The sequence below is a fragment of the Kitasatospora sp. NBC_00240 genome (assembly GCF_026342405.1).
GTDB lineage: Bacteria > Actinomycetota > Actinomycetes > Streptomycetales > Streptomycetaceae > Kitasatospora.
Genome location: NZ_JAPEMU010000001.1, coordinates 7138466 through 7157252 on the forward strand (window position 1 = coordinate 7138466; position 18787 = coordinate 7157252).

Annotated in this window: 15 protein-coding genes and 1 tRNA gene; 5 read left to right on the forward strand and 11 right to left on the reverse strand. The window is 71.5% G+C overall.

What is annotated here, in order from left to right:
• Nucleotides 1–37: 37 nt before the first annotated feature.
• From OG689_RS30560 to OG689_RS30570, 3 genes are read right to left on the reverse strand one after another with little or no spacing between them, the layout of a single operon-like run.
• Nucleotides 38–727 (reverse strand): hypothetical protein, encoded by a 690-nt coding sequence (locus tag OG689_RS30560; RefSeq protein ID WP_266324081.1) that lies wholly within the window; start codon nucleotides 725–727, stop codon nucleotides 38–40.
• On the reverse strand, nucleotides 714–2345 hold the full coding sequence (locus tag OG689_RS30565) for an extracellular solute-binding protein (protein WP_266324082.1): 1632 nt from the start codon (nucleotides 2343–2345) through the stop codon (nucleotides 714–716). The genes OG689_RS30560 and OG689_RS30565 overlap by 14 nt, the downstream gene beginning before the upstream one ends.
• Before the next feature lie 11 nt (nucleotides 2346–2356).
• A complete protein-coding gene (locus OG689_RS30570; protein WP_266324083.1) occupies nucleotides 2357–3421 on the reverse strand; it encodes a hypothetical protein in 1065 nt (354 codons plus the stop codon).
• A 293-nt stretch (nucleotides 3422–3714) separates the two neighbouring features.
• Between OG689_RS30570 and pyk the strand changes: the two genes are divergently transcribed.
• Entirely contained in the window at nucleotides 3715–5142 is a 1428-nt protein-coding gene (gene pyk, locus OG689_RS30575) for a pyruvate kinase (RefSeq protein WP_266324084.1), read from the forward strand.
• A gap of 59 nt (nucleotides 5143–5201) precedes the next feature.
• Here pyk and OG689_RS30580 read toward each other — a convergent pair whose 3' ends face one another.
• Together OG689_RS30580 and OG689_RS30585 are read right to left on the reverse strand one after the other, a co-directional pair.
• Nucleotides 5202–5987, reverse strand: coding sequence for a helix-turn-helix domain-containing protein (locus tag OG689_RS30580; RefSeq protein WP_266324085.1), 786 nt, complete (start codon nucleotides 5985–5987; stop codon nucleotides 5202–5204).
• Between the two features lie 114 nt (nucleotides 5988–6101).
• Nucleotides 6102–6184: transfer RNA gene (locus OG689_RS30585), tRNA-Leu, on the reverse strand.
• Nucleotides 6185–6276: 92 nt separating this feature from the next.
• Here OG689_RS30585 and OG689_RS30590 point away from each other — a divergent pair.
• On the forward strand, nucleotides 6277–6936 hold the full coding sequence (locus OG689_RS30590) for an ANTAR domain-containing response regulator (protein ID WP_073921958.1): 660 nt from the start codon (nucleotides 6277–6279) through the stop codon (nucleotides 6934–6936).
• Nucleotides 6937–7001: 65 nt separating this feature from the next.
• On the opposite strand, the gene OG689_RS30595 is transcribed toward OG689_RS30590, so the two are convergent.
• The 6 genes from OG689_RS30595 to OG689_RS30620 all read right to left on the reverse strand — a co-directional run bounded on the left by OG689_RS30595 (nucleotide 7002) and on the right by OG689_RS30620 (nucleotide 14138).
• On the reverse strand, nucleotides 7002–7718 hold the full coding sequence (locus tag OG689_RS30595; protein ID WP_266324086.1) for an ABC transporter ATP-binding protein: 717 nt from the start codon (nucleotides 7716–7718) through the stop codon (nucleotides 7002–7004).
• The gene (locus tag OG689_RS30600) at nucleotides 7715–8545 is read right to left on the reverse strand and encodes an ABC transporter ATP-binding protein (RefSeq protein ID WP_266327534.1); all 831 of its coding nucleotides are present in this window, start codon (nucleotides 8543–8545) and stop codon (nucleotides 7715–7717) included. Before OG689_RS30600 ends, OG689_RS30595 begins: the two co-directional genes overlap by 4 nt.
• Nucleotides 8546–8553: 8 nt before the next feature.
• A complete protein-coding gene (locus OG689_RS30605; RefSeq protein ID WP_266324087.1) occupies nucleotides 8554–10371 on the reverse strand; it encodes a branched-chain amino acid ABC transporter permease in 1818 nt (605 codons plus the stop codon).
• 5 nt (nucleotides 10372–10376) lie between these two features.
• The gene (locus OG689_RS30610) at nucleotides 10377–11306 is read right to left on the reverse strand and encodes a branched-chain amino acid ABC transporter permease (RefSeq protein WP_266324088.1); all 930 of its coding nucleotides are present in this window, start codon (nucleotides 11304–11306) and stop codon (nucleotides 10377–10379) included.
• A 112-nt stretch (nucleotides 11307–11418) separates the two neighbouring features.
• A complete protein-coding gene (locus tag OG689_RS30615) occupies nucleotides 11419–12648 on the reverse strand; it encodes a branched-chain amino acid ABC transporter substrate-binding protein (protein ID WP_266324089.1) in 1230 nt (409 codons plus the stop codon).
• 1022 nt (nucleotides 12649–13670) lie between these two features.
• Nucleotides 13671–14138: a hotdog fold thioesterase gene (locus tag OG689_RS30620; protein ID WP_266324090.1), complete on the reverse strand. Its 468-nt coding sequence runs from the start codon at nucleotides 14136–14138 to the stop codon at nucleotides 13671–13673.
• 254 nt (nucleotides 14139–14392) lie between these two features.
• Between OG689_RS30620 and polA the strand changes: the two genes are divergently transcribed.
• From polA to OG689_RS30635, 3 genes are all read left to right on the forward strand, one after another.
• Complete coding sequence (polA, locus tag OG689_RS30625; RefSeq protein ID WP_266327536.1) at nucleotides 14393–17080, forward strand: DNA polymerase I; 2688 nt, start codon at nucleotides 14393–14395, stop codon at nucleotides 17078–17080.
• Between the two features lie 305 nt (nucleotides 17081–17385).
• Nucleotides 17386–17991, forward strand: coding sequence for a DinB family protein (locus OG689_RS30630; protein WP_266324091.1), 606 nt, complete (start codon nucleotides 17386–17388; stop codon nucleotides 17989–17991).
• Between the two features lie 175 nt (nucleotides 17992–18166).
• Nucleotides 18167–18781, forward strand: a complete 615-nt coding sequence (locus OG689_RS30635) for a hypothetical protein (protein ID WP_266324092.1) — start codon at nucleotides 18167–18169, stop codon at nucleotides 18779–18781.
• Nucleotides 18782–18787: the final 6 nt, after the last annotated feature.

Consider the following 18787-nt stretch of genomic DNA (forward strand, 5'->3'; position numbering starts at 1 on the left):
CGGCCGTAGTGGATCCGGCGCCGTCACCCGCGCGGGCCTATCCCAGCGCCGCCGTCAGCCGGGCCACCGCACGGCCCAGTGCCAGCGCCGGGTCGACCCCGCCCGCCGGGCCCCAGCGTTCCCAGGCCCGCGCCCGCAGGTATCCGTCCACCGCCAGTGGCAGTTCCTCGGCCGCCACCCGCTCGGCGGCCCGCAGCGAGGCGGCCGCCCGGCCGGTCCGGGCCCGTCGGCCGAGCTCGGCCAGCAGCTCGCCGACCCCGGCCGACCAGGGCAGGTCGGCATCGGCGAGGTACGCCTCCAGCTCCGTCAGGGTGGCCCGCAGCGCCGTACCGGGAGCGGCCGCCGGGGCCGCCGGTACGACCGGCGCGACCGGCGTGACGACGACCGGTCCGCCGCCCGTACCCGGCCCGGCGAGCACCGGGGCCTCGCCCAGGACGGCCGCCGGCTCGGCCGCCACCTCCGGCGACAACACCGAGCCCGGCGCCGCGACCCGCCCGGCGACGGACCCGCCCGCCGCGCCGCCCGCAGCCCCGCCACTCGCCCCGGCACGGGGCCGGCGACCCGGGGCCAGCAGCGCCCCCAGGCCGTACAGCCCCGCGACCGCCCCCGGCCACCACGGCCCCGCCACCCCCGTGAAGTGCAGCACCAGGCCCAGCGCGCCCCCCGCGCACCCGGCCAGGTTGCGCGCCGACTCCAGGTAGGCCAGCACCCGGTTACTGGTAGCCACGGATCTCCTCGAACGCGCCCTCCAGCGACCCCGTCCCGTCGAACAACTTGCCGCCGGTCACGTCCGCGATCCCCTGCAACTGCCCCTTCGCGGCGTCCCCGAACAGGATCGGGAACACCGGCACCGCCCGCCCCGAGGACGGCAGGCCCTGGTAGAACGACTTGAAGTCGTCCGCCGACGCCCCCTCGTTGCTCTCCCCGTCCGTCATCAGCACGATCGAGGTGAACCGGTCGTCCTTCGCCGTCGACTGCTGGCGGTCGATCACCCGGTACGCCTCCTCCAGCGAGCTGTAGACCGCCGTACCGCCGTCCGCACCCAGCGCCTGCACGTCCCGGTCGATGGAGGCCAGCTCCGCCTTCGAGTCCTGCGCCGGCACCGAATGCGTCTTCGTCGACTTCACCTTGGACGCGAAGGAGATCAGCGTGACCTCCTCACGGTCCCGGAACCGCGTCGTCCCCCGGGAGTCGTCCGAGCCGGTGAGCCGCGCCATCGCCGACTTCAGCGAGGCCAGCCGGCCGCCCGACATCGACCCCGAGGTGTCCAGCACGTACACCGTCCGCGACGGCCGCCGCAGCTCGTTCTGGTACGAGGCCAGCAGCCCGTCCGCGACCGCCTTGCTGCCGGGGAACGGCAGCTCGCGCCGCCGGTCGGCCGGCAGCCCCGCCGCCGGCGCCACCCCGGGCGTGACCGGCCGCCGCAGCGTCGTCTCGGAGATCTTCCGCTGCACGTCCTCCTTCAGCAGGTAGGCGGTCAGCCGCTGGAACGACTCCCGCTCCCGCTGCCCGGCCGAGGCCAGCAGCGCCAGCGGATAGTCCGCCGACACCACCCCGTCCGTCGGGCGCACCACCGTGAGCTGCGCGTCCGCCGGCAGCGTCCGGTTCATCGACAGCAGCACCGACTCGTAGTTGACCAGTGCCCCGATCCGGCCCGGCTCGGCCCGGCCGTACGCCTGCGCCAGCCAGCCGGACGACCCCGAGGTCAGCTTCTGCCCGGCGAAGAACTGCTTCAGCGAGGGGGTGGCCTTCTGCACGTCCGCGTCGGTCAGCGCCGAATTGGCACCCGAGAACGCGGAGGCGACCGCCACCAGCGCCGAGAAACCCGAGTTGGAACGCGTCGGGTCCGACATGCCGTACGAGAGCTTCCCTGCCGAAGCCGCGTCGGCGACCTGCGCCCAGGTCACCTTGGACCCGTCGCCCCAGCCCAACTCGCCCAGCACCGAGGTACGCACGCCCACCGCGACCGGCGAGACCATCACCGGGCTCTCGGTGGCCAGTTTGGCCTTCCCGCCGTCGTCCAGCCGCAGGTAGTGGTCGGACGGGAACCAGACCGCGTCGTACTTGCCGTCCGCCCGGCCCGAGGACACCGCGTCCGCGCCGTCCAGCGACCCCGTCCAGGCGAACTGCACGCTCACCCCGGTGGCCTTCCTCGCCTCCTCCAGCACCGGAGCCATGTCCTGCAGCTCGCTGCCGGCCAGCACCCGCAGCACCCCCGCCTGGGCGGTCGGCGCCACCGGGTCGCCGGACTTCTGCACCGGCCCGGGCCCCGCCGAGGTGCAGCCCGCCACCAGGACCGCCAGCCCCGCCAGCAGCACCCGCCCCGCCACGGTTCGCTTCGACACCGTCACCCCCCTCACTTCCCCTTCGCCGCCGCTACCAGCTGGTTCAGTACCTTGACCGCGGGAACCGGCGCCTGCTGGATCCCCGCCGCCGACAGGTCCGACGCGAAGACCGGCCCGGCCTTCGCGTTCAACGCCGCCCCGAACGCGCCCGGATCGCCCTGCGGACGGAACCCGTACCGCACCGCCAGCGCCCGCAGCTTGGCGTCGTCACGCAAAAGATCGGCCAGCTTCTTGCCGTTGTCCGTCAACCCGACCATCGTGTGATCACTCGAAACGGTGGTGTCCGGGTACAGCACCACCAGATCCCCGGTCGGCTTCCCCTGCGCCGTCAGCGCCGCCACCTGCGACTCGTACACCAGCACCAGCGGACTCCCCACGTTCGACAGGAAATCCTTGAACGGACCGTCACTGCTGGTCTTCTGGTCCCCCTGCATCGCGGTCACCTTGCGGACCAGGTCCCGCACCCGGCCCACCCCCGCGTCGTCCGACACCACCCGGCGCTCGTTCGCCAGGTACGACACCTCCGCCAGGTGCAGCGCCCCCGACGACGACGTCGCCGGATCCGTCGTCGTCACATACACCGCACCGGCCAACTCCGCATGCCCCGCGACATCCTTCAGGTCCGACCAGTTCCGGTCCCGCCGCACGACGTCCAGATACTGATCCATCTTGAACGTCCAGACACCCGACTCGGCCCGCGCCGCCAGCCCGTTGCTCCGCAGCACCTCGGCCACCGGCGCGTGCGCGATCACCACCAGCGGCGAGTAGAACGGCCGCACCGGCTCACCCGACACCTTGTGGGCGGCCCGGATCTCCTCCGCCGGCGACAGGCTCGCCGGGAACGCGAAGTCGTTGCCGCTCAGATCCGCGTCCGCCATCTGCCAGGACCCCGTGGTGATCGCGTCCACCCTCAGGTGCTGCGCCTTCAGCTCCGCGACCACCTCGGGGTCGGCGAAGAACTCCCGCTTCTCGGAGCCGATCACGCCCTTGACCACGGTGATCCCCCCGTCGTCGGCCGGCGCCCGGTGCAGCACCGCGAACAGCACTCCGCCCAGCAGCACCAGCGCGGCGAGCACACCGCCCACACGTCTCATCGCGAACGATTCCCCCTCGACCTCGTCCCACGGGATCCCCGTCGGATCCGAAGCGTCCCGCCGGGCCGGAAGCGCGGGCGGAATGGGGGGTGAACCAGGGGTGAACAAGCCTTCACGGAACGGCACCAGAAGCGCTCCGCCGGGGCGGACAACTCACCCTCACAGGAGCAGAGATCACGATGTGTCAGATTGTTCAACGAACCTTTCGACAACGGTCATGAGGCCGACCGGTGGAACGTCGTTGTTACGCGCCGGTAATGCCTACGCTCAGCAGTATGCGCCGAGCAAAAATCGTCTGTACCCTCGGGCCCGCCACCGACTCGTACGACCAGATCAAAGCCCTGGTCGACGCTGGCATGGACATCGCCCGATTCAACCTGAGCCACGGCTCCCAGATCGAGCACGAGGAGCGTTACCGCCGGGTCCGCAAGGCCGCCGACGAGACCGGCCGCAGCGTCGGCGTGCTCGCCGACCTTCAAGGCCCGAAGATCCGACTCGACACCTTCGCCGAGGGGCCCGTACTTCTCGAACGCGGCGACGAGTTCACCATCACCACCGAGGACGTGACCGGCGGCCGCGACATCTGCGGCACCACCTACAAGGGCCTCGCCGCCGACGTCTCGCGCGGCGAGCGCATCCTGGTCGACGACGGCCGGGTCTGCCTGGAGGTCACCCGGGTCGACGGCCCCCGCGTGCACTGCACCGTGATCGAAGGGGGCCTGGTCTCCGACCACAAGGGCCTCAACCTGCCCGGCGTCGCCGTCTCGGTGCCCGCGCTCAGCGACAAGGACGTCGCCGACCTGCGCTGGGCCCTGCGGACCGGTGCCGACCTGATCGCCCTCTCCTTCGTCCGCAGCGGCCGCGACATCGAAGAGGTCCACCGCGTGATGGAGGAGGAGGGCCGCTTCCTCCCCGTCATCGCCAAGATCGAGAAGCCGCAGGCCGTCGAGAACCTCGTCGACATCGTCGACGCCTTCGACGGCATCATGGTGGCCCGCGGCGACCTGGGCGTGGAGATGCCCCTCGAACAGGTCCCGCTGGTCCAGAAGCGCGCCGTCAAGCTCGCCAAGCGCAACGCCAAGCCGGTCATCGTCGCCACCCAGATGCTCGACTCGATGATCAACGCCTCCCGCCCCACCCGCGCCGAGGCCTCCGACGTCGCCAACGCCGTCCTCGACGGCACCGACGCCGTGATGCTCTCCGGCGAGACCTCGGTCGGCAAGTACCCCGTCGAGACCGTCCGCACGATGGCCCGCATCATCGAGGCCTCCGAGGAGGAAGGCATCGCCGCCGGCCTCCCGCCGCTGACCGCGAGCAACAAGCCGCGCACCCAGGGCGGCGCCGTCGCGCGCGCCGCGGCCGAGATCGGCGACTTCCTCGACGCCAAGTACCTGGTGGCCTTCACCCAGAGCGGCGACACCGCCCGCCGGCTCTCCCGCTACCGCTCGCCGATCCCCGTGCTCGCCTTCACCTACGAGCCGGCCGTCCGCAGCCAACTCGCCCTCACCTGGGGCATCGAGACCTTCCTCGGCCCCTTCGCCCCCACCACGGACGAGATGGTCGAGCAGGTCGACGCCGCCCTGATCGGCCTGGGCCGCTGCCAGAAGGGCGACATCGTCGTCATCACCGCCGGCTCCCCGCCCGGCCTGGCCGGCTCCACCAACCTCGTCCGGGTCCACCACGTCGGGGAACTCGACAACTGATCGCCGGACCGGCCGTGAACGCGGCGCGGCCCCCAGATGTCCGGGGGTCGCGCCGCCGTTCAGTGCTTCGGTCCGATGTGCGCGTCCATCAGGGCGACGGAGGCTTTGCGGGCGACGGAGACGTTGACCTGACCCTCCGGGCGAGGGATCGAGGCCTTCCACTCGACGCCCACCGAGTCCAGGGCGGCGGTGAAGATGCCCCTGATGTCGGCGGAGGTCTGGGTGAAGAAGTAGCGGGGGTATTCGTGCCGCCGTACGACGCCGTTGACGGTACGGGTCGCCCAGTTGGTGACGCGGCAGCCGTCGGAGTGGATCAGGCCCCGGATCAGCCCCCACGGATGCTCGTCGACGATCCGCTGCTGCCAGGGCGCCAGGGCTATCAGGCGTTCGTGCTTCTTCCCGGGGCCGCACTGGGGGAAGAGGCAGGGGAGGTGCATGGAGTACACCTTCACATCGTGGCAACCGGTGCGGCGGACCCGGCAGGGGGAATTGTTCGGGAAGACCTCCCGCATGGCCTGCTCGGCCGCGTCCATGACCCCGGGCCACTTGTCGTCGCAGGTGACCACCAGATTCGGCACCCGGTGCTGCTTGGGCCACATGATGTGGCCGTCTCCCAGGTAGAGCCCCAGGAGGTAGCTGTACGCGGCCGTGTCGAGCTGGTCGCCGTAGCAGTGGGGACAGGTGGAGCGCTTTCGCCCGGGAAGTTCGCCGCGCTTTTCCAGATCCCGGTGCTTCCACCAGCTGACGGTGCCCAGGGGGACGCGGAGGTGCCGGGCAACCTCGGCGTTCGATGTGCCGTCGCGGAGAAGGGCGACGGCTTGATCACGGAGAGAATTGGCTGTCATGCGGCCAGGGTGGGACGCCGGGGTCCGGATGGTGGACCTGTTCGTGAAGCGTCACTCGTACCAGCGAATCACACGGGATTCCTGTAACGGCTTTGAATCCAAGGTCAATCTGGGTGCCGAGTGTGGGATTCGAACCCACAAGCCCTTTCGGGCAGATGTGTTTGAGACATCCGTGTATGCCATTCCACCAACCCGGCCGGTCCGCGCCCGAGCAGGATACCCTGTGCGCGCCCGAGGGCGCAGCTAGGTAGGCTCATGCATGCAGTACCCCGCCGGAACGAGGAGCCCCGTGAGCACCGCCGACGAGCAGCCTGAGCCGCTTGAGACCTATTCGTCCCAGATCACCCGGATTGTCATCGCCGAGGACGAGGCCCTGATCCGCCTCGACCTGAAGGAGATGCTCGAAGAAGAGGGTTATGTCGTCGTCGGCGAGGCCGGCGACGGTGCGACGGCGCTGAAGCTGGTCGAGGAGCTCCGGCCCGACCTGGCGATCCTGGACGTCAAGATGCCCGTCCTGGACGGCCTGTCGGCCGCCGAGCAGATCCACGCCGCGCACCTTGCGCCCGTCCTGATGCTGACCGCGTTCTCGCAGCGCGAGCTGGTCGACCGGGCCCGTGACGCCGGCGCGATGGCGTACATCGTGAAGCCGTTCAGCAAGAGCGACCTGGTGCCCGCGATCGAGATGGCGGTCTCCCGCTACACCGAGATGCGGACGCTGGAAGAGGAGATCGCCGACCTCACCCAGCGCCTGGAGACCCGGAAGCTGGTGGACCGGGCGAAGAGCGTGCTGCAGACGAAGTTCGGGCTGACCGAGCCGGCCGCGTTCCGCTGGATCCAGAAGACCTCGATGGACCGCCGGATGACCATGGCCGCCGTCGCGGAGGCCGTGATCGAGGAAGGCGTCGCGCAGGACAAGAAGAAGGCCGAGGAGGCCGCGCCCGAGGCGTGACCGAGGGCGGCACGCGAAGAGGCCCGGTCCAGGTGGACCGGGCCTCTTCGCGTGCCGCCGGGGTGCTAGTCCTCGCCGAGGTAGGACTTGCGGACGGATTCGTCGTTCAGCAGGTCGGCGCCGGTGCCGGTGAGCACGATGTGGCCGGTCTGCATCACGTAGCCCTGGTCGGAGAGCGAGAGCGCCGCCTGGGCGTTCTGCTCGACGAGCAGGATGGTGGTGCCGGAGGCCTTGAGCTCGACGATGGTCGCCATGATCTTCTGCATCATCAGCGGGGAGAGGCCCATCGAGGGCTCGTCGAGCATCAGCAGCTTCGGCTGGGACATCAGCGCCCGCCCCATGGCGAGCATCTGCTGCTCGCCGCCGGAGAGGGTGCCGGCGGCCTGCTTGCGGCGCTCGCCCAGGATCGGGAAGAGGCCGTAGGCCCGCTCGACGTCGGCGGTGATGCCCGCCTGGTCCTTGCGGAGGAAGGCGCCGAGGAGGAGGTTCTCCTCGATGGTCATCCGGGGGAAGATGTGCCGGCCCTCGGGGGAGTGGGCCAGGCCCAGCGACACGATCTTGTGCGCGGGGACGGTGTTCAACGGCTGCCCGTCGAAGGTGATCTTCCCCGCGGTCGGCCGGAGCAGGCCCGACAGGGTGCGCAGCGTGGTGGTCTTGCCGGCGCCGTTGGTGCCGATGAGGGTGGTGACCTCACCCTGGTTGACGGTGAAGCTGATGCCCTTGACGGCTTCGATCTTGCCGTAGGAGACGCGGAGGTTCTCGACCTCGAGGAGCGCGGTCACTGGTCGGCCTCCGTGCTGGCTGCTGCGCCGGTGCCTTCGAGCGGGGCACCGAGGTAGGCGGTGATGACGCGTTCGTCGTTCTGGACGGTTTCGCGGTCGCCTTCGACGATCTTCTGGCCCTGGACGAGGACGGCGGTGCGGTCGCAGAGGTTGAAGATGAACCGCATGTCGTGCTCGATGACCAGGATGGCGATGCCGCGGTCGCGGATGGCGAAGACGAGTTCTTCGGCGGCGCGGGTCTCCTGGGGGTTCATGCCGGCGGTGGGCTCGTCCAGGAGGAGCAGGCCGGGGTCGCTGGCGAGGGCGCGGGCGATCTCCAGCTTGCGCTGCTCGCCGTAGGGGAGGTTGCGGGCGAGGTGGTCGGCCTTGGCGGCGAGGCCGGTGAACTCCAGGAGTTCCATGGCCCGGTCGCGGCTCTCGGACTCGGCGCGGCGGTAGCCGGGGCCGCGCAGGATCGCCGAGAAGAGGCCTTCCTTGGTGCGGCTGTGGCGGCCGACGAGCACGTTCTCCAGGACGGTCATGTTGGCGAAGAGCCGGATGTTCTGGAAGGTGCGGGCGATGCCGGCCTGGGTGACCTTGTGGGGCTTGGGCGGCAGCAGGGTGCCCTTGTAGCTGACGGAGCCCTCGGTGGGGACGTACAGGCCGGTGAGGCAGTTGAAGAAGGTGGTCTTGCCGGCGCCGTTGGGGCCGATCAGACCGATGATCTCGCCTTCGGAGACGGTGAGGTCGACGTTGTTGACGGCGGTGAGGCCGCCGAAGCGCATGGTGACGCCGCGGACGTCGAGGAGGGTGTTCCCGGCCGGGGCCGGGGCGGTGGTGGTGGTCATCTCGGTGTTCACGCCCCTGCCTTGGTGAGAGGTACGGCGTCCTCGGGTGCGGATTGTGCGGGGATCACCGGCTCGTGGAACTCCAGCTGGTTGCGCCGGTTGGCGATCAGGCCCTCGGGACGGATGCGCATCAGGATGATGAGGGCGACGCCGAAGGCGAGCAGCTGGTAGTTGGAGAGGAACTCGAGCTTCTTCGGGATCAGGAAGAGCAGGGTGGCGCCGACCAGGGGGCCGCTGATGGTGCCCATGCCGCCGAGGATGACGGCGGCGAGCAGGAAGGCCGAGTTGGGGGGCAGGGCCTCGGCGAAGGTGTACTGGTCGGGGGTGACGGTGTAGCTGACGTGGGCCTGGACGGTGCCGGCGAGGCCGGCGAGGCAGGCGCCGAGGGCGAAGGCGAGGAGCTTGAGCCGGAAGCCGTTGATGCCCATGGCTTCGGCGGCGGTCTCGTCCTCGCGGATGGCGACCCAGGCGCGGCCGATCCGGGAGTTGCCGACGCGGGCGAAGACCAGCACGACGACGGCGGTGATGATCAGCATCAGCAGGTAGTAGTTGGAGAACCGGCCGAGTTCGATGCCGCCGACCAGGTGCTTCTTGCCGAGGTCGAAGCCGAGGATCTGCAGGTCGGGGATGCGCGGGATGCCGTTGGACCCGTTGGTGACGTTGGGGCCGGTGGTCCCGTTGAGGTTGTTCATGGTGATGCGGAAGATCTCGCCGAACCCGAGGGTGACGATGGCGAGGTAGTCGCCGCGCAGCCGCAGGGTGGGGGCGCCGATCAGGACGCCGAAGATCATTGCCGCTGCCGCGCCGGTGAGCGCCGCCGCCCAGAAGGGGAAGGCGACGTGGATGGGCGAGGCGGGGGAGCCGGAGACCAGGGCCGCGGCGTAGGCGCCGACGCCGAGGAAGGCGACGTAGCCGAGGTCGAGCAGGCCGGCCAGGCCGACGACGATGTTCAGGCCCAGGGCGACGGTGGCGAAGATCAGGATGTTCGCCGCGACGGAGGTGTACTGGTCGCTGGTCTGGGTGAACGGGAAGGCGGCCGCGGCGGAGAAGGCGGCGCCGGTGGCGACCGGGCGGTGCTTGACGGTGAGGGCGCGCAGGCGCTGCAGCAGGCCGGTCTTGGCGAGGGCGGCGACGGTGAAGCCGGCCAGGACGAGGTAGCCGGTGAAGAGCTCGCCGTACTCGGTGTCGATGCCGAAGGTGATGGCGAACAGGCCGATCGCGAAGGCGGCGATGATCAGCAGGACCTCGACCCAGGAGGGCAGTTCCCGGGCCGGGGGGAGCTTGCGCTCGATCTTGGCGAGCCGCAGGGTCCGGGTGACCAGGTGGTGCACCGGGTAGCCGACGCCGCCGGCCAGCAGCCACCAGTAGTTCGGCTTGTCGAGGCTGTCCGCGGTCCTGCGGTCGAGCGGCAGGCCGAGGGCGCCGGTGACGGCGAGCAGCGAGGTGAGGCCGGCCAGCCAGCCGCCGGGTTCGAGGTTGGCGAGGCCGCCGAGGTCGACGGCGATGGCGAGGATGGAGAACCAGCTGACGGCGGCGGTGCCGAGGGCGGCCAGCAGGATGCCGTTGTTGCCGCCGGCGGGGCTGGTCCAGCGCAGGCCGGGGATGCCGTAGCGGGCCAGGGTGAGGACGGCGGTGATCAGGCCGCCGACGAGGGTGAGCCACTGGAGGCCGGCGGGGGAGCCGTAGTACGTGAGGTCGCCGGGGAATTCGGCGGTCCAGGTCCAGGCGGTGAGGGCGGTGCCGGCGGTGGCGACGGCAGCGAGGGCGGTGAAGACCCGGGCGGCGCGTTCCGGTACCGGGATGACCGGGGTGATCTCTGTGGTCATGGTGGTCACGCCCTGTCCGCGACGCGCTCGCCGAGCAGCCCTTGGGGCCTGACGAGGAGGACGACGATGAGGAGTACGAAGGCCCAGACGTCCTTCCAGGCGCCGCCACCGAAGAGGTGCATGCCGGGGATGTGCTGGATGTAGGCGGTGGCGAGGCCTTCGGCGAGGCCGAGGGCGAGGCCGCCGAGCATGGCGCCGTAGATGTTGCCGATGCCGCCGAGGACGGCCGCGGTGAACGCCTTGAGGCCGAGGATGAAGCCCATCCGGAAGTCGATCTGGCCGGTGCGCAGGCCGTAGGCGACGGCGGCGACGGCGGCGAACGCGGCGCCGATGGCGAAGGCCATCACGATCACGCGGTCGGTGTCGATGCCCATGAGCTTGGCGGTGTCGGGGTCCTGGCTGGTGGCCTGCATCGCGCGCCCGGAGCGGGTGCGGGCGACGAACCAGCCGAGGATGAGCATGCAGATCGGGGCGGCGATGATCAGGAAGATGTCGCTGCGCTGGATCGTGATCGACGCGAGGTGGAAGGGGTCGCCGGGGATCTTCGGGAAGACCCGGGCCTTCTTGGCGTCGGGGTAGAACGAGAAGACGAGCTGCTGGAGGACGATCGAGAGGCCGATCGCGGTGATCAGCGGCGCGAGGCGGGGCGCGGTGCGCAGCGGCCGGTAGGCGAAGCGCTCGGCGCCGACGGCGACCAGGGTGGACACCAGGATGCCGGCGATCAGCATGAGGGGCAGGGCAAGCCAGAGGGTGGTGCCGCCGGGCAGGGCGAGGTAGGCGGTGAGGGCGCCGAAGCCGCCGACCATGAAGATCTCGCCGTGGGCGAAGTTGATGAGCTGGACGATGCCGTAGACCATCGTGTAGCCGATCGCGACGAGGCCGTAGAGGGCGCCGAGGATCAGGCCGTTGGCCAGCTGTTGCGGTAGATCGTGCACCGCTGGGCCTCCGTTGTGCGTTGTCCGCGTGGGTGGGGGATGTGGGCGCGCGCGGGGGCACTCGTGGCGCCCCCGCGCGGTTGGTTCGGTGTGTCCGTCAGGCTGGTACGGGTCAGCCGGCGAAGGTGCCGGACTTCTCCACGGCCCACTTGCCGTCCTTGACGGCGTAGACGGTGAGCTGCTTGTTGGTGGTGTCACCGAACTCGTCGAAGGAGACCTTGCCGGTCACGCCGTCGAAGGAGATCTTCTGGACGGCCTCGACGACCTTCTCGCGGGGCTTCTCGGGGAGCTTGCCGCCGTTGGCCGCGACGACGGCCTTGACGCCCTGGATGATGGCCCAGGCGCTGTCGTAGGAGTAGCCGCCGTAGGTCTCGTAGGCGTCCTTGTAGCCGGCCGCCTTGTAGTCGGCGATGAACTTCGCGGCGGTCGGGAGCGCCTCGACGGGCAGGCCGACGGCGGTGGCGAGGTCGCCCTGGCTCTTCGGGTTGAGCTTGATGAAGTCGCCGCTCTGGATGCCGTCGCCGCCCATCAGCGGGATGTTGGCGCCGGCGTCCTTCAGCTGGAGCGAGAGCGGGCCGGCGGCGGGGTACTCGCCGCCGTAGTAGACGGCCTCGGCGCCGGAGGCCTTGACCTTGGTGGCGATGGCGCTGAAGTCGCGGTCGTCGGGGTTGACGTGCTCCTCGCCGACGATGGTGCCGCCGAGCTTGGTGTACTCGCCCTTGAAGGTGGCGGCGAGGCCGGCGCCGTAGGTCTTCTGGTCGTCGATGAGGAAGACCTTGGCCTTCTTCGCGTCCTTGAAGAGGTACTGGGCGGCGAACGGGCCCTGCACGGCGTCGGTGGTGGCCGTGCGGAAGTAGGACTTGAAGGGGCGGGCCTTGGTGCCGGTGGCCCACTTCTCGCCCTGGGTGAGGGCGACGCCGGTGTTGGCGGGGGAGATCTCGACCAGGTTCGCGTCGTTGAAGATCTGCTGCATCGACTGGGCGACGCTGGAGTTCAGCGGGCCGACGACGCCGATCACGGAGTTGTCGGCGACGAGCTGGGTGGCGTTCTGCTGGCCGGGGGCCGGCTTGGCGGTGTCGTCCAGGGCCTTGATCTGGAACTTGACGCCGGGGACCTCGTTCTTCTCGTTGGCCTGCTTGATCGCGAGGTCGACGGAGTTCTTGATCCCGAGGCCGAGGGCGGAGAGGTCGCCGGTGAGCGGAGCGTCCACGCCGATGGTCACGGTGGTGGAGGCGCCGCCGGCGGTGTCGCCGGCCTTCTTCTCGTCGCGGGAGCCGCAGGCGGAGAGGCTGAGCGCTCCGATGACGGCGATGCTCACGACAAGCGCTGAACGATGACGCACGAGGGTCCCCTTCGGTCAGGAAGCACGGCGCCTGAGGTGGCGGGTGCCGGGTCGCGCGCTGGGGCTCAGGCCCAATCGGTGGCGCGGTGACTGGCCGTGACTCTAGATGCCCGTGGGCGCCTCGTGGAGGGGTGTGGGCAGGCTGTGATTCTCTTGTTATGCGCATTCCGTCCCGGTGTCTCAGGATGTGGCGGTTTTCGCCCGCCTGAGCCGGTGGTACCGGGGGGTATCTCGTGTGGTGATCGGATGTAAGGCTCAGAAGTGCAGGTGACTGCTGGTGTGTCCGCTTACCGGACGTCACCGTCCGGCGCGCTGGCCCCGGGCATTGATGTCCGGATATCGGACATGGGGCAGGTGGCGCGCTGGTTTTCGGCGAGGTGGAGGGCGCGGTGGGGCCCTGGGCCCCGGCGGGCGGCCCGCATTGCCCCCGTGTTACGCAGCGTTACATCCAGGAACGGAAGCCAGGCCTCCGCGGGTACCGCGAGGCAGTCGGTGACCACATGCCGGACATCCACCTCCACGGCCTGACCGGGCGTCACCCGCAGCGGCAGGCCGGTGGCCGTGGCGGCCACGAGTCCAGGGTGGGGCCGGCCGGCGGCGGCGGTCCCGTACGGGAACGGGGGCCGGTGGTGGCCGGCGGCCGCGGCGCGGGACCGGCGCCCGGGGCGGAGGCCGTTCCGACGTACGCGGACGGGGCCGCCGCGGTGGGCGGCGGGTCGTTCGCGGTCGGTGCCGGCACCGGCCGGCCGGCCGTGGCCCGGGGCGGCGCGCACGCCCTTGCGACGACCGGAAGGCCTTTGGGGAAAGAGATCTGACGCCTGATCGGGAATCGGCGGCGGGTCGCCCGACCCGGCTCCCGGGTCGTCGCGGGGCCCGCCGGGGCACGGCGCGGCCGCCCACCCTGCCCGTGTCCTGTTCCGGACATGCCGCCGCCCCCTTGTCTGGACCAAGGGCCTGCCCGGGTGGGGCAGTTGTCAAACGCCATGGTCGAACAAGAGGGCGACTGGAGGGGCCGGGCGGTGCTACAGGTCGCGCAGCATGCAGGTCAGCCGGCAGCTGGTGATCCGCCGGCCGGTGTCGTCGGTGATGGCGATCTCGTAGGTGGCCGCCGTCCGCCCCTTGAAGACCGCCGTCGCCACGCCGGTGACCAGGCCGGTGGTGGCCGAGCGGTGGTGGGTGGCGTTCAGGTCCACGCCGACCGCGTAGCGCCCCGGGCCGGCGTGCAGCATCGCGCCGATCGAGCCCAGGGTCTCGGCCAGTGCGGCCGAGGCGCCGCCGTGCAGCAGCCCGTACGGCTGCTGGTTGCCCTCGACCGGCATGGTGCCCACCACGCGGTCCCCGGAGGCCTCGACGACCTTGATGCCGAGCCGGTCGCCGAGGTGGCCGCCGGAGAAGGTGGAGGGGTCGACGCCGAGCTTGGCGAAGTGGTCGAGGACGTCCTGCGGGACGTTCAGGAGGGGGGCCGGGTCGGTGGGGGCGGCGTCGGTCATGGGAGCTCCTGCCGGTCGGGGTCACGTCGTCGTGCTGCTGTGATCGTACGACCGCGCTACCCGGCGGTAGCGGCCGCGCCCGGCGGTGTCGCGGCGCCCCGCCCCCGCCCTCGTCCTCGCGTCCGTTGTCGGCGGCGGGCCATAGGATCGGTGACCGGCAGTGGAATCGGCAGGAACGGGACGTTGACGTGGCTACGCAGAGTACGGGTAAGGGCGCGACGGGTGGCGACGGGGCCGGCCCGCGGCCCCGGCTGATGCTGCTCGACGGGCATTCGATGGCCTACCGGGCCTTCTACGCACTGCCCGTGGAGAACTTCAACACCTCCACCGGCCAGCCCACCAACGCGGTGTACGGCTTCGCCTCGATGCTCGCCAACACCGTGCGCGACGAGCAGCCGACCCACCTCGCGGTGGCCTTCGACCTCTCCCGGCAGACCTTCCGCTCGGCGGAGTTCCCCGACTACAAGGCCAACCGCGCCAAGACGCCGGACGAGTTCAAGGGCCAGGTCGGCCTGATCGGCGAACTGCTCGACGCGATGAACGTCCCCCGGATGACGGTCGAGAACTTCGAGGCCGACGACATCATCGCCACCCTCGCCACCGCCGCCGCGGCCGAGGGCTTCGACGTCGACATCGTCACCGGCGACCGCGACTCCCTCCAGCTGGTGAGCGAGCGGGTCACCGTGCTCTACCCCACCAAGGGCGTCTCCGAGCTGACCCGCTACACCCCGGAGAAGGTCGCCGAGAAGTACGGCGTCACCCCCACCCAGTACCCCGACCTGGCGGCCCTGCGCGGCGACCCGTCCGACAACCTGCCCGGCATCCCCGGCGTCGGTGAGAAGACCGCCGCGAAGTGGGTCAACCAGTTCGGCTCCTTCGACGAGCTGATCGCCAACGCCGACCAGGTCAAGGGCAAGATCGGCGAGAAGCTCCGCGAGCACCTCGACTCGGTCAAGCGCAACCGCGTCCTCACCGAGCTGGTCCGCGACGTCGAGCTCCCGCTCACCGTCGCCGACCTGCAGCGCACCGCCTTCGACCGGGAGGCCGTCGGCCAGCTGATGGAGTCGCTGGAGTTCCGCAACAGCAACTTCCGCGACCGCATCTTCGGCATCGACCCCGGCGCCGCGCAGGAGGCCGTCGAGGCGGAGGTCGCCCCCGGCATCGAGGTCGACGGCGACCTGCTGACCGAGCCCGGCGCGCTGGCCGGCTGGCTCGCCGAGCACGCCGTCGGCGCCACCGACCCGGTCGCGCTGGCCGCCGTCTACCGCTGGGGCCAGGGCGAGGGCAGCGTCCAGGAGGTCGCGCTGGCCGCCGGCGAGACCGCCGCCTGGTTCGACCCCGCCAAGCTCGACGAGCAGGACGACACCGCCTTCACCGCCTGGCTCGCCGACCCGCGGCGCCCCAAGGCCCTGCACATCGCCAAGCACGTGATGCGGGCCTTCGCCGAGCAGGGCTGGCAGGTCGAGGGCGTGGTCGCCGACACCGCCCTCGCCGCCTACCTGGAGAAGCCCGGCCGGCGCACCTTCACCCTGGAGGTGCTCGCCGAGGAGTACCTCTCCCGCTCGTTGACCCCCGCGGCCGCCGCCGAGAGCGGCCAGCTCAGCTTCGACGCGCCGGAGGAGGACAGCACCGCCGGCGCCCGCGCGCTGATGGTCCAGGCCCGGACGGTTCTCGATCTCGCCGCGCTCTTCGAGCCCCGCCTCGCCGCGGCCGGCGCCACCGAGCTGCTCCGCGACATGGAGCTGCCGATCGCCGCCCTGCTGGCCCGGATGGAGCGCACCGGCATCGCCGCCGACCGGGCCTGGCTGACCGGTCTGGAGTCGCAGTTCGCCACCGAGATCCAGCGGGTGGTGGAGGAGGCGCACGCCGCCGCCGGCCACGAGTTCAACCTCGGGTCGCCCAAGCAGCTGCAGGAGATCCTCTTCGGCGAGCTGGCGCTGCCCAAGACCAAGAAGATCAAGACCGGGTACACCACCGACGCGGACGCCCTCACCTGGCTGGCCACCCAGACGGACAACGAGCTGCCGGTGATCCTGCTGCGCCACCGCGACCAGGCCAAGCTGCGCACCACCGTCGAGGGCCTGCTCAAGACGGTCTCCCCGCAGGGCCGGATCCACACCACCTTCAACCAGATGGTGGCCGCCACCGGCCGGCTCTCCTCGCAGGACCCGAACCTGCAGAACATCCCCGTCCGCACCGAGGAGGGCCGCGCGATCCGCCGGGCCTTCGTCGTCGGCGAGGGCTACGAGTCGCTGCTGACGGCCGACTACTCGCAGATCGAGCTGCGCATCATGGCGCACCTCTCCGAGGACGAGGCCCTGCTGGAGGCCTTCGCCGGCGGCGAGGACCTGCACACCACGGTCGCCTCCCAGGTCTTCTCCGTCGAGCCGGGCGCGGTGGACGCCGAGATGCGCCGCAAGATCAAGGCGATGTCCTACGGCCTGGCGTACGGGCTCTCCGCGTACGGGCTGTCCCAGCAGCTCGGGATCAAGCCCGGCGAGGCGCAGGGCCTGATGGACACCTACTTCGAGCGCTTCGGCGGGGTCCGGGACTACCTGCACCGGGTGGTCGAGGAGGCGCGCGCCACCGGTTACACCGAGACGCTGCTGGGCCGCCGCCGCCACCTGCCCGACCTGAACAGCGACAACCGCCAGCGCCGCGAGATGGCGGAGCGGATGGCCCTGAACGCCCCGATCCAGGGCTCGGCCGCCGACATCGTCAAGATCGCGATGCTGAAGGTGGACGACGCGCTCCGGGAGGCCGGGCTGGCCTCCCGGATGCTGCTCCAGGTGCACGACGAAATCGTGCTGGAGCTGGCTCCCGGCGAGCGCGAGCGGGTGGAGGCGATCGTCCGCGAGCAGATGGCCGGGGCCTACCCGCTGCGGGCCCCGCTGGACGTGTCGGTCGGTGTCGGCCCGAACTGGGAGAGCGCCGCGCACTGACCGCCCCCACCGGCCCGCTCCGGCTTCGGCCGGTAGCGCACCGATGACCGCGCAGCTGTGCGCCGCCGCCCCGTCCCCGGTTCGCCGGGGGCGGGGCGGCGGGCTGTCCGGGGTCCGATCTCTGCAAAGTCTTGCAGAAAGTTTCTGAAATAGATTCCACCACGCCGTTGACGCCGACGGGCCCAGGCGGAAGGGTCGTCACGGGCACTCCGCACCGTCGACGCACCCCTCGCCGCACCTGCCGGGCCGGGGCCGTACGAGACCGGAGGCACCCCCACCCACCACGTACGGAAAGGTGCCATCGCATGCATGGACTCGCCCCGCCGGTCGCCGACGAGCGCGAAGCACTGCTCGCCTTCCTCGCCCAGCAGCGCCGGCAGCTCCGCGCCACCGCGCACGGCCTCACCGAGGAGCAGGGCTGGGCCACCCCGTCCGCCAGCGAGCTGAGCATCGCCGGCCTGATCAAGCACGCCGCGCGCTGCGAGCGCGGCTGGATGAAGCTCGTCCTGGGGCACTCCACCGCCCCGCAGCGGTCGGCCGACGAGTCGGACGCCCCCGAGTTCCTGCCCGCGCCCGGCGAGACGCTGGCCGGCCTGCTGGCCGACTACGAGCTGGCGACCGCCGAGACCGACGAGGGCATCGCCGGCATCGCGGACCTGGGCCGGGGCGTCCCCGTCCCCCGGGGCGTGCCGTGGTTCCCCGCCGACGCGGAGGAGTGGTCGGTGCGGTGGGTGCTGCTGCACCTGATCGAGGAGACCGCGCGGCACGGCGGTCACGCCGACATCATCCGCGAGACCCTGGACGGCGCCACCCTGTTCCCGCTGATGGCGGCGGCCGAGCGGTGGCCCGACCCGTGGTTCGAGCCGTGGGAGCCCGCCGTGTCCGCCGTGTCCGTCGCGTCCGCCGGCTGAGTCCGGCGGACCGTCAGAAGCCCTGCCACCCCGCCGGGTGGAGCGCGGTCACCCCCTGAAGGGCCCGGTTCCGCGCCGGGGCGGTGATCACCCGGCGGCGGGCGGGCAGTAGGCTCCGGCCGGTTCCGTCCGCGCACCGGGTGCGGCGGGCGGTCGTGGTCGGAGGCGGGACGGTATGGCCGGGCTGGGCGAGGACGGGCTGGACGCGGGCGAGCCGGGCGAGGCCGGGCCGGGGCAGGACGGGCGGAAGAGCCCCGGGCTGTTCGGTCGGCGGGCCCGGTGGGTGGCGGCGGGCGCCGTGGCGGCGCTCCTGCTGGCCGGCGGATCGGCCTGGGCCCTGGCGGGCCGGGGATCGGCGACTCCGGCCGCGCCGGCGGTCGCCCGGCCGTCCGCCTCGACGGCCTCGCTCCCGGCGACTCCGTCCGGCACGCCGACGGAAACGCCGTCGGCGGCACCGTCCGACCCGGCGGCGGCTCCCGCGGTGGCGCCCCCCGCCGAGCCGTCGTCGCCGAGCCCGGCCGCGGCCCCGGCCGCCGCCCGTCCGGCAGCCGCCCCGAGCGTCACCAGGAGCCCGTCCCCGAAGAACGCCGCGACCCGCCGGCCGGACCCGAGCACGGTCTCCCCGCTGCCTTGCGGGACCACCTGCGGCACCGGCCACGCGGTCGACAACCCGAACTGCGTCCGGAGCCCGGAGACCGGCCAGATCCTGACCTGCGACAAGGTGCAGACCGGCACCCCGCTGCCCCGCCCGCCGGCCCCGGCGTTCACCCCCGGCAACGTGCCCGGGTGACGACCG

What these genes read in the sequence shown, in the direction of transcription:
- pyk (WP_266324084.1), top strand. Translation starts at nt 3,715, where the DNA reads ATGCGCCGAGCAAAAATCGTCTGTACCCTCGGGCCCGCCACCGACTCG.
- OG689_RS30580 (WP_266324085.1), bottom strand. Translation starts at nt 5,987, where the DNA reads ATGACAGCCAATTCTCTCCGTGATCAAGCCGTCGCCCTTCTCCGCGAC.
- OG689_RS30600 (WP_266327534.1), bottom strand. Translation starts at nt 8,545, where the DNA reads ATGACCACCACCACCGCCCCGGCCCCGGCCGGGAACACCCTCCTCGAC.
- OG689_RS30605 (WP_266324087.1), bottom strand. Translation starts at nt 10,371, where the DNA reads ATGACCACAGAGATCACCCCGGTCATCCCGGTACCGGAACGCGCCGCC.
- OG689_RS30620 (WP_266324090.1), bottom strand. Translation starts at nt 14,138, where the DNA reads ATGACCGACGCCGCCCCCACCGACCCGGCCCCCCTCCTGAACGTCCCG.
- polA (WP_266327536.1), top strand. Translation starts at nt 14,393, where the DNA reads ATGCTGCTCGACGGGCATTCGATGGCCTACCGGGCCTTCTACGCACTG.
- OG689_RS30630 (WP_266324091.1), top strand. Translation starts at nt 17,386, where the DNA reads ATGCATGGACTCGCCCCGCCGGTCGCCGACGAGCGCGAAGCACTGCTC.
- OG689_RS30635 (WP_266324092.1), top strand. Translation starts at nt 18,167, where the DNA reads ATGGCCGGGCTGGGCGAGGACGGGCTGGACGCGGGCGAGCCGGGCGAG.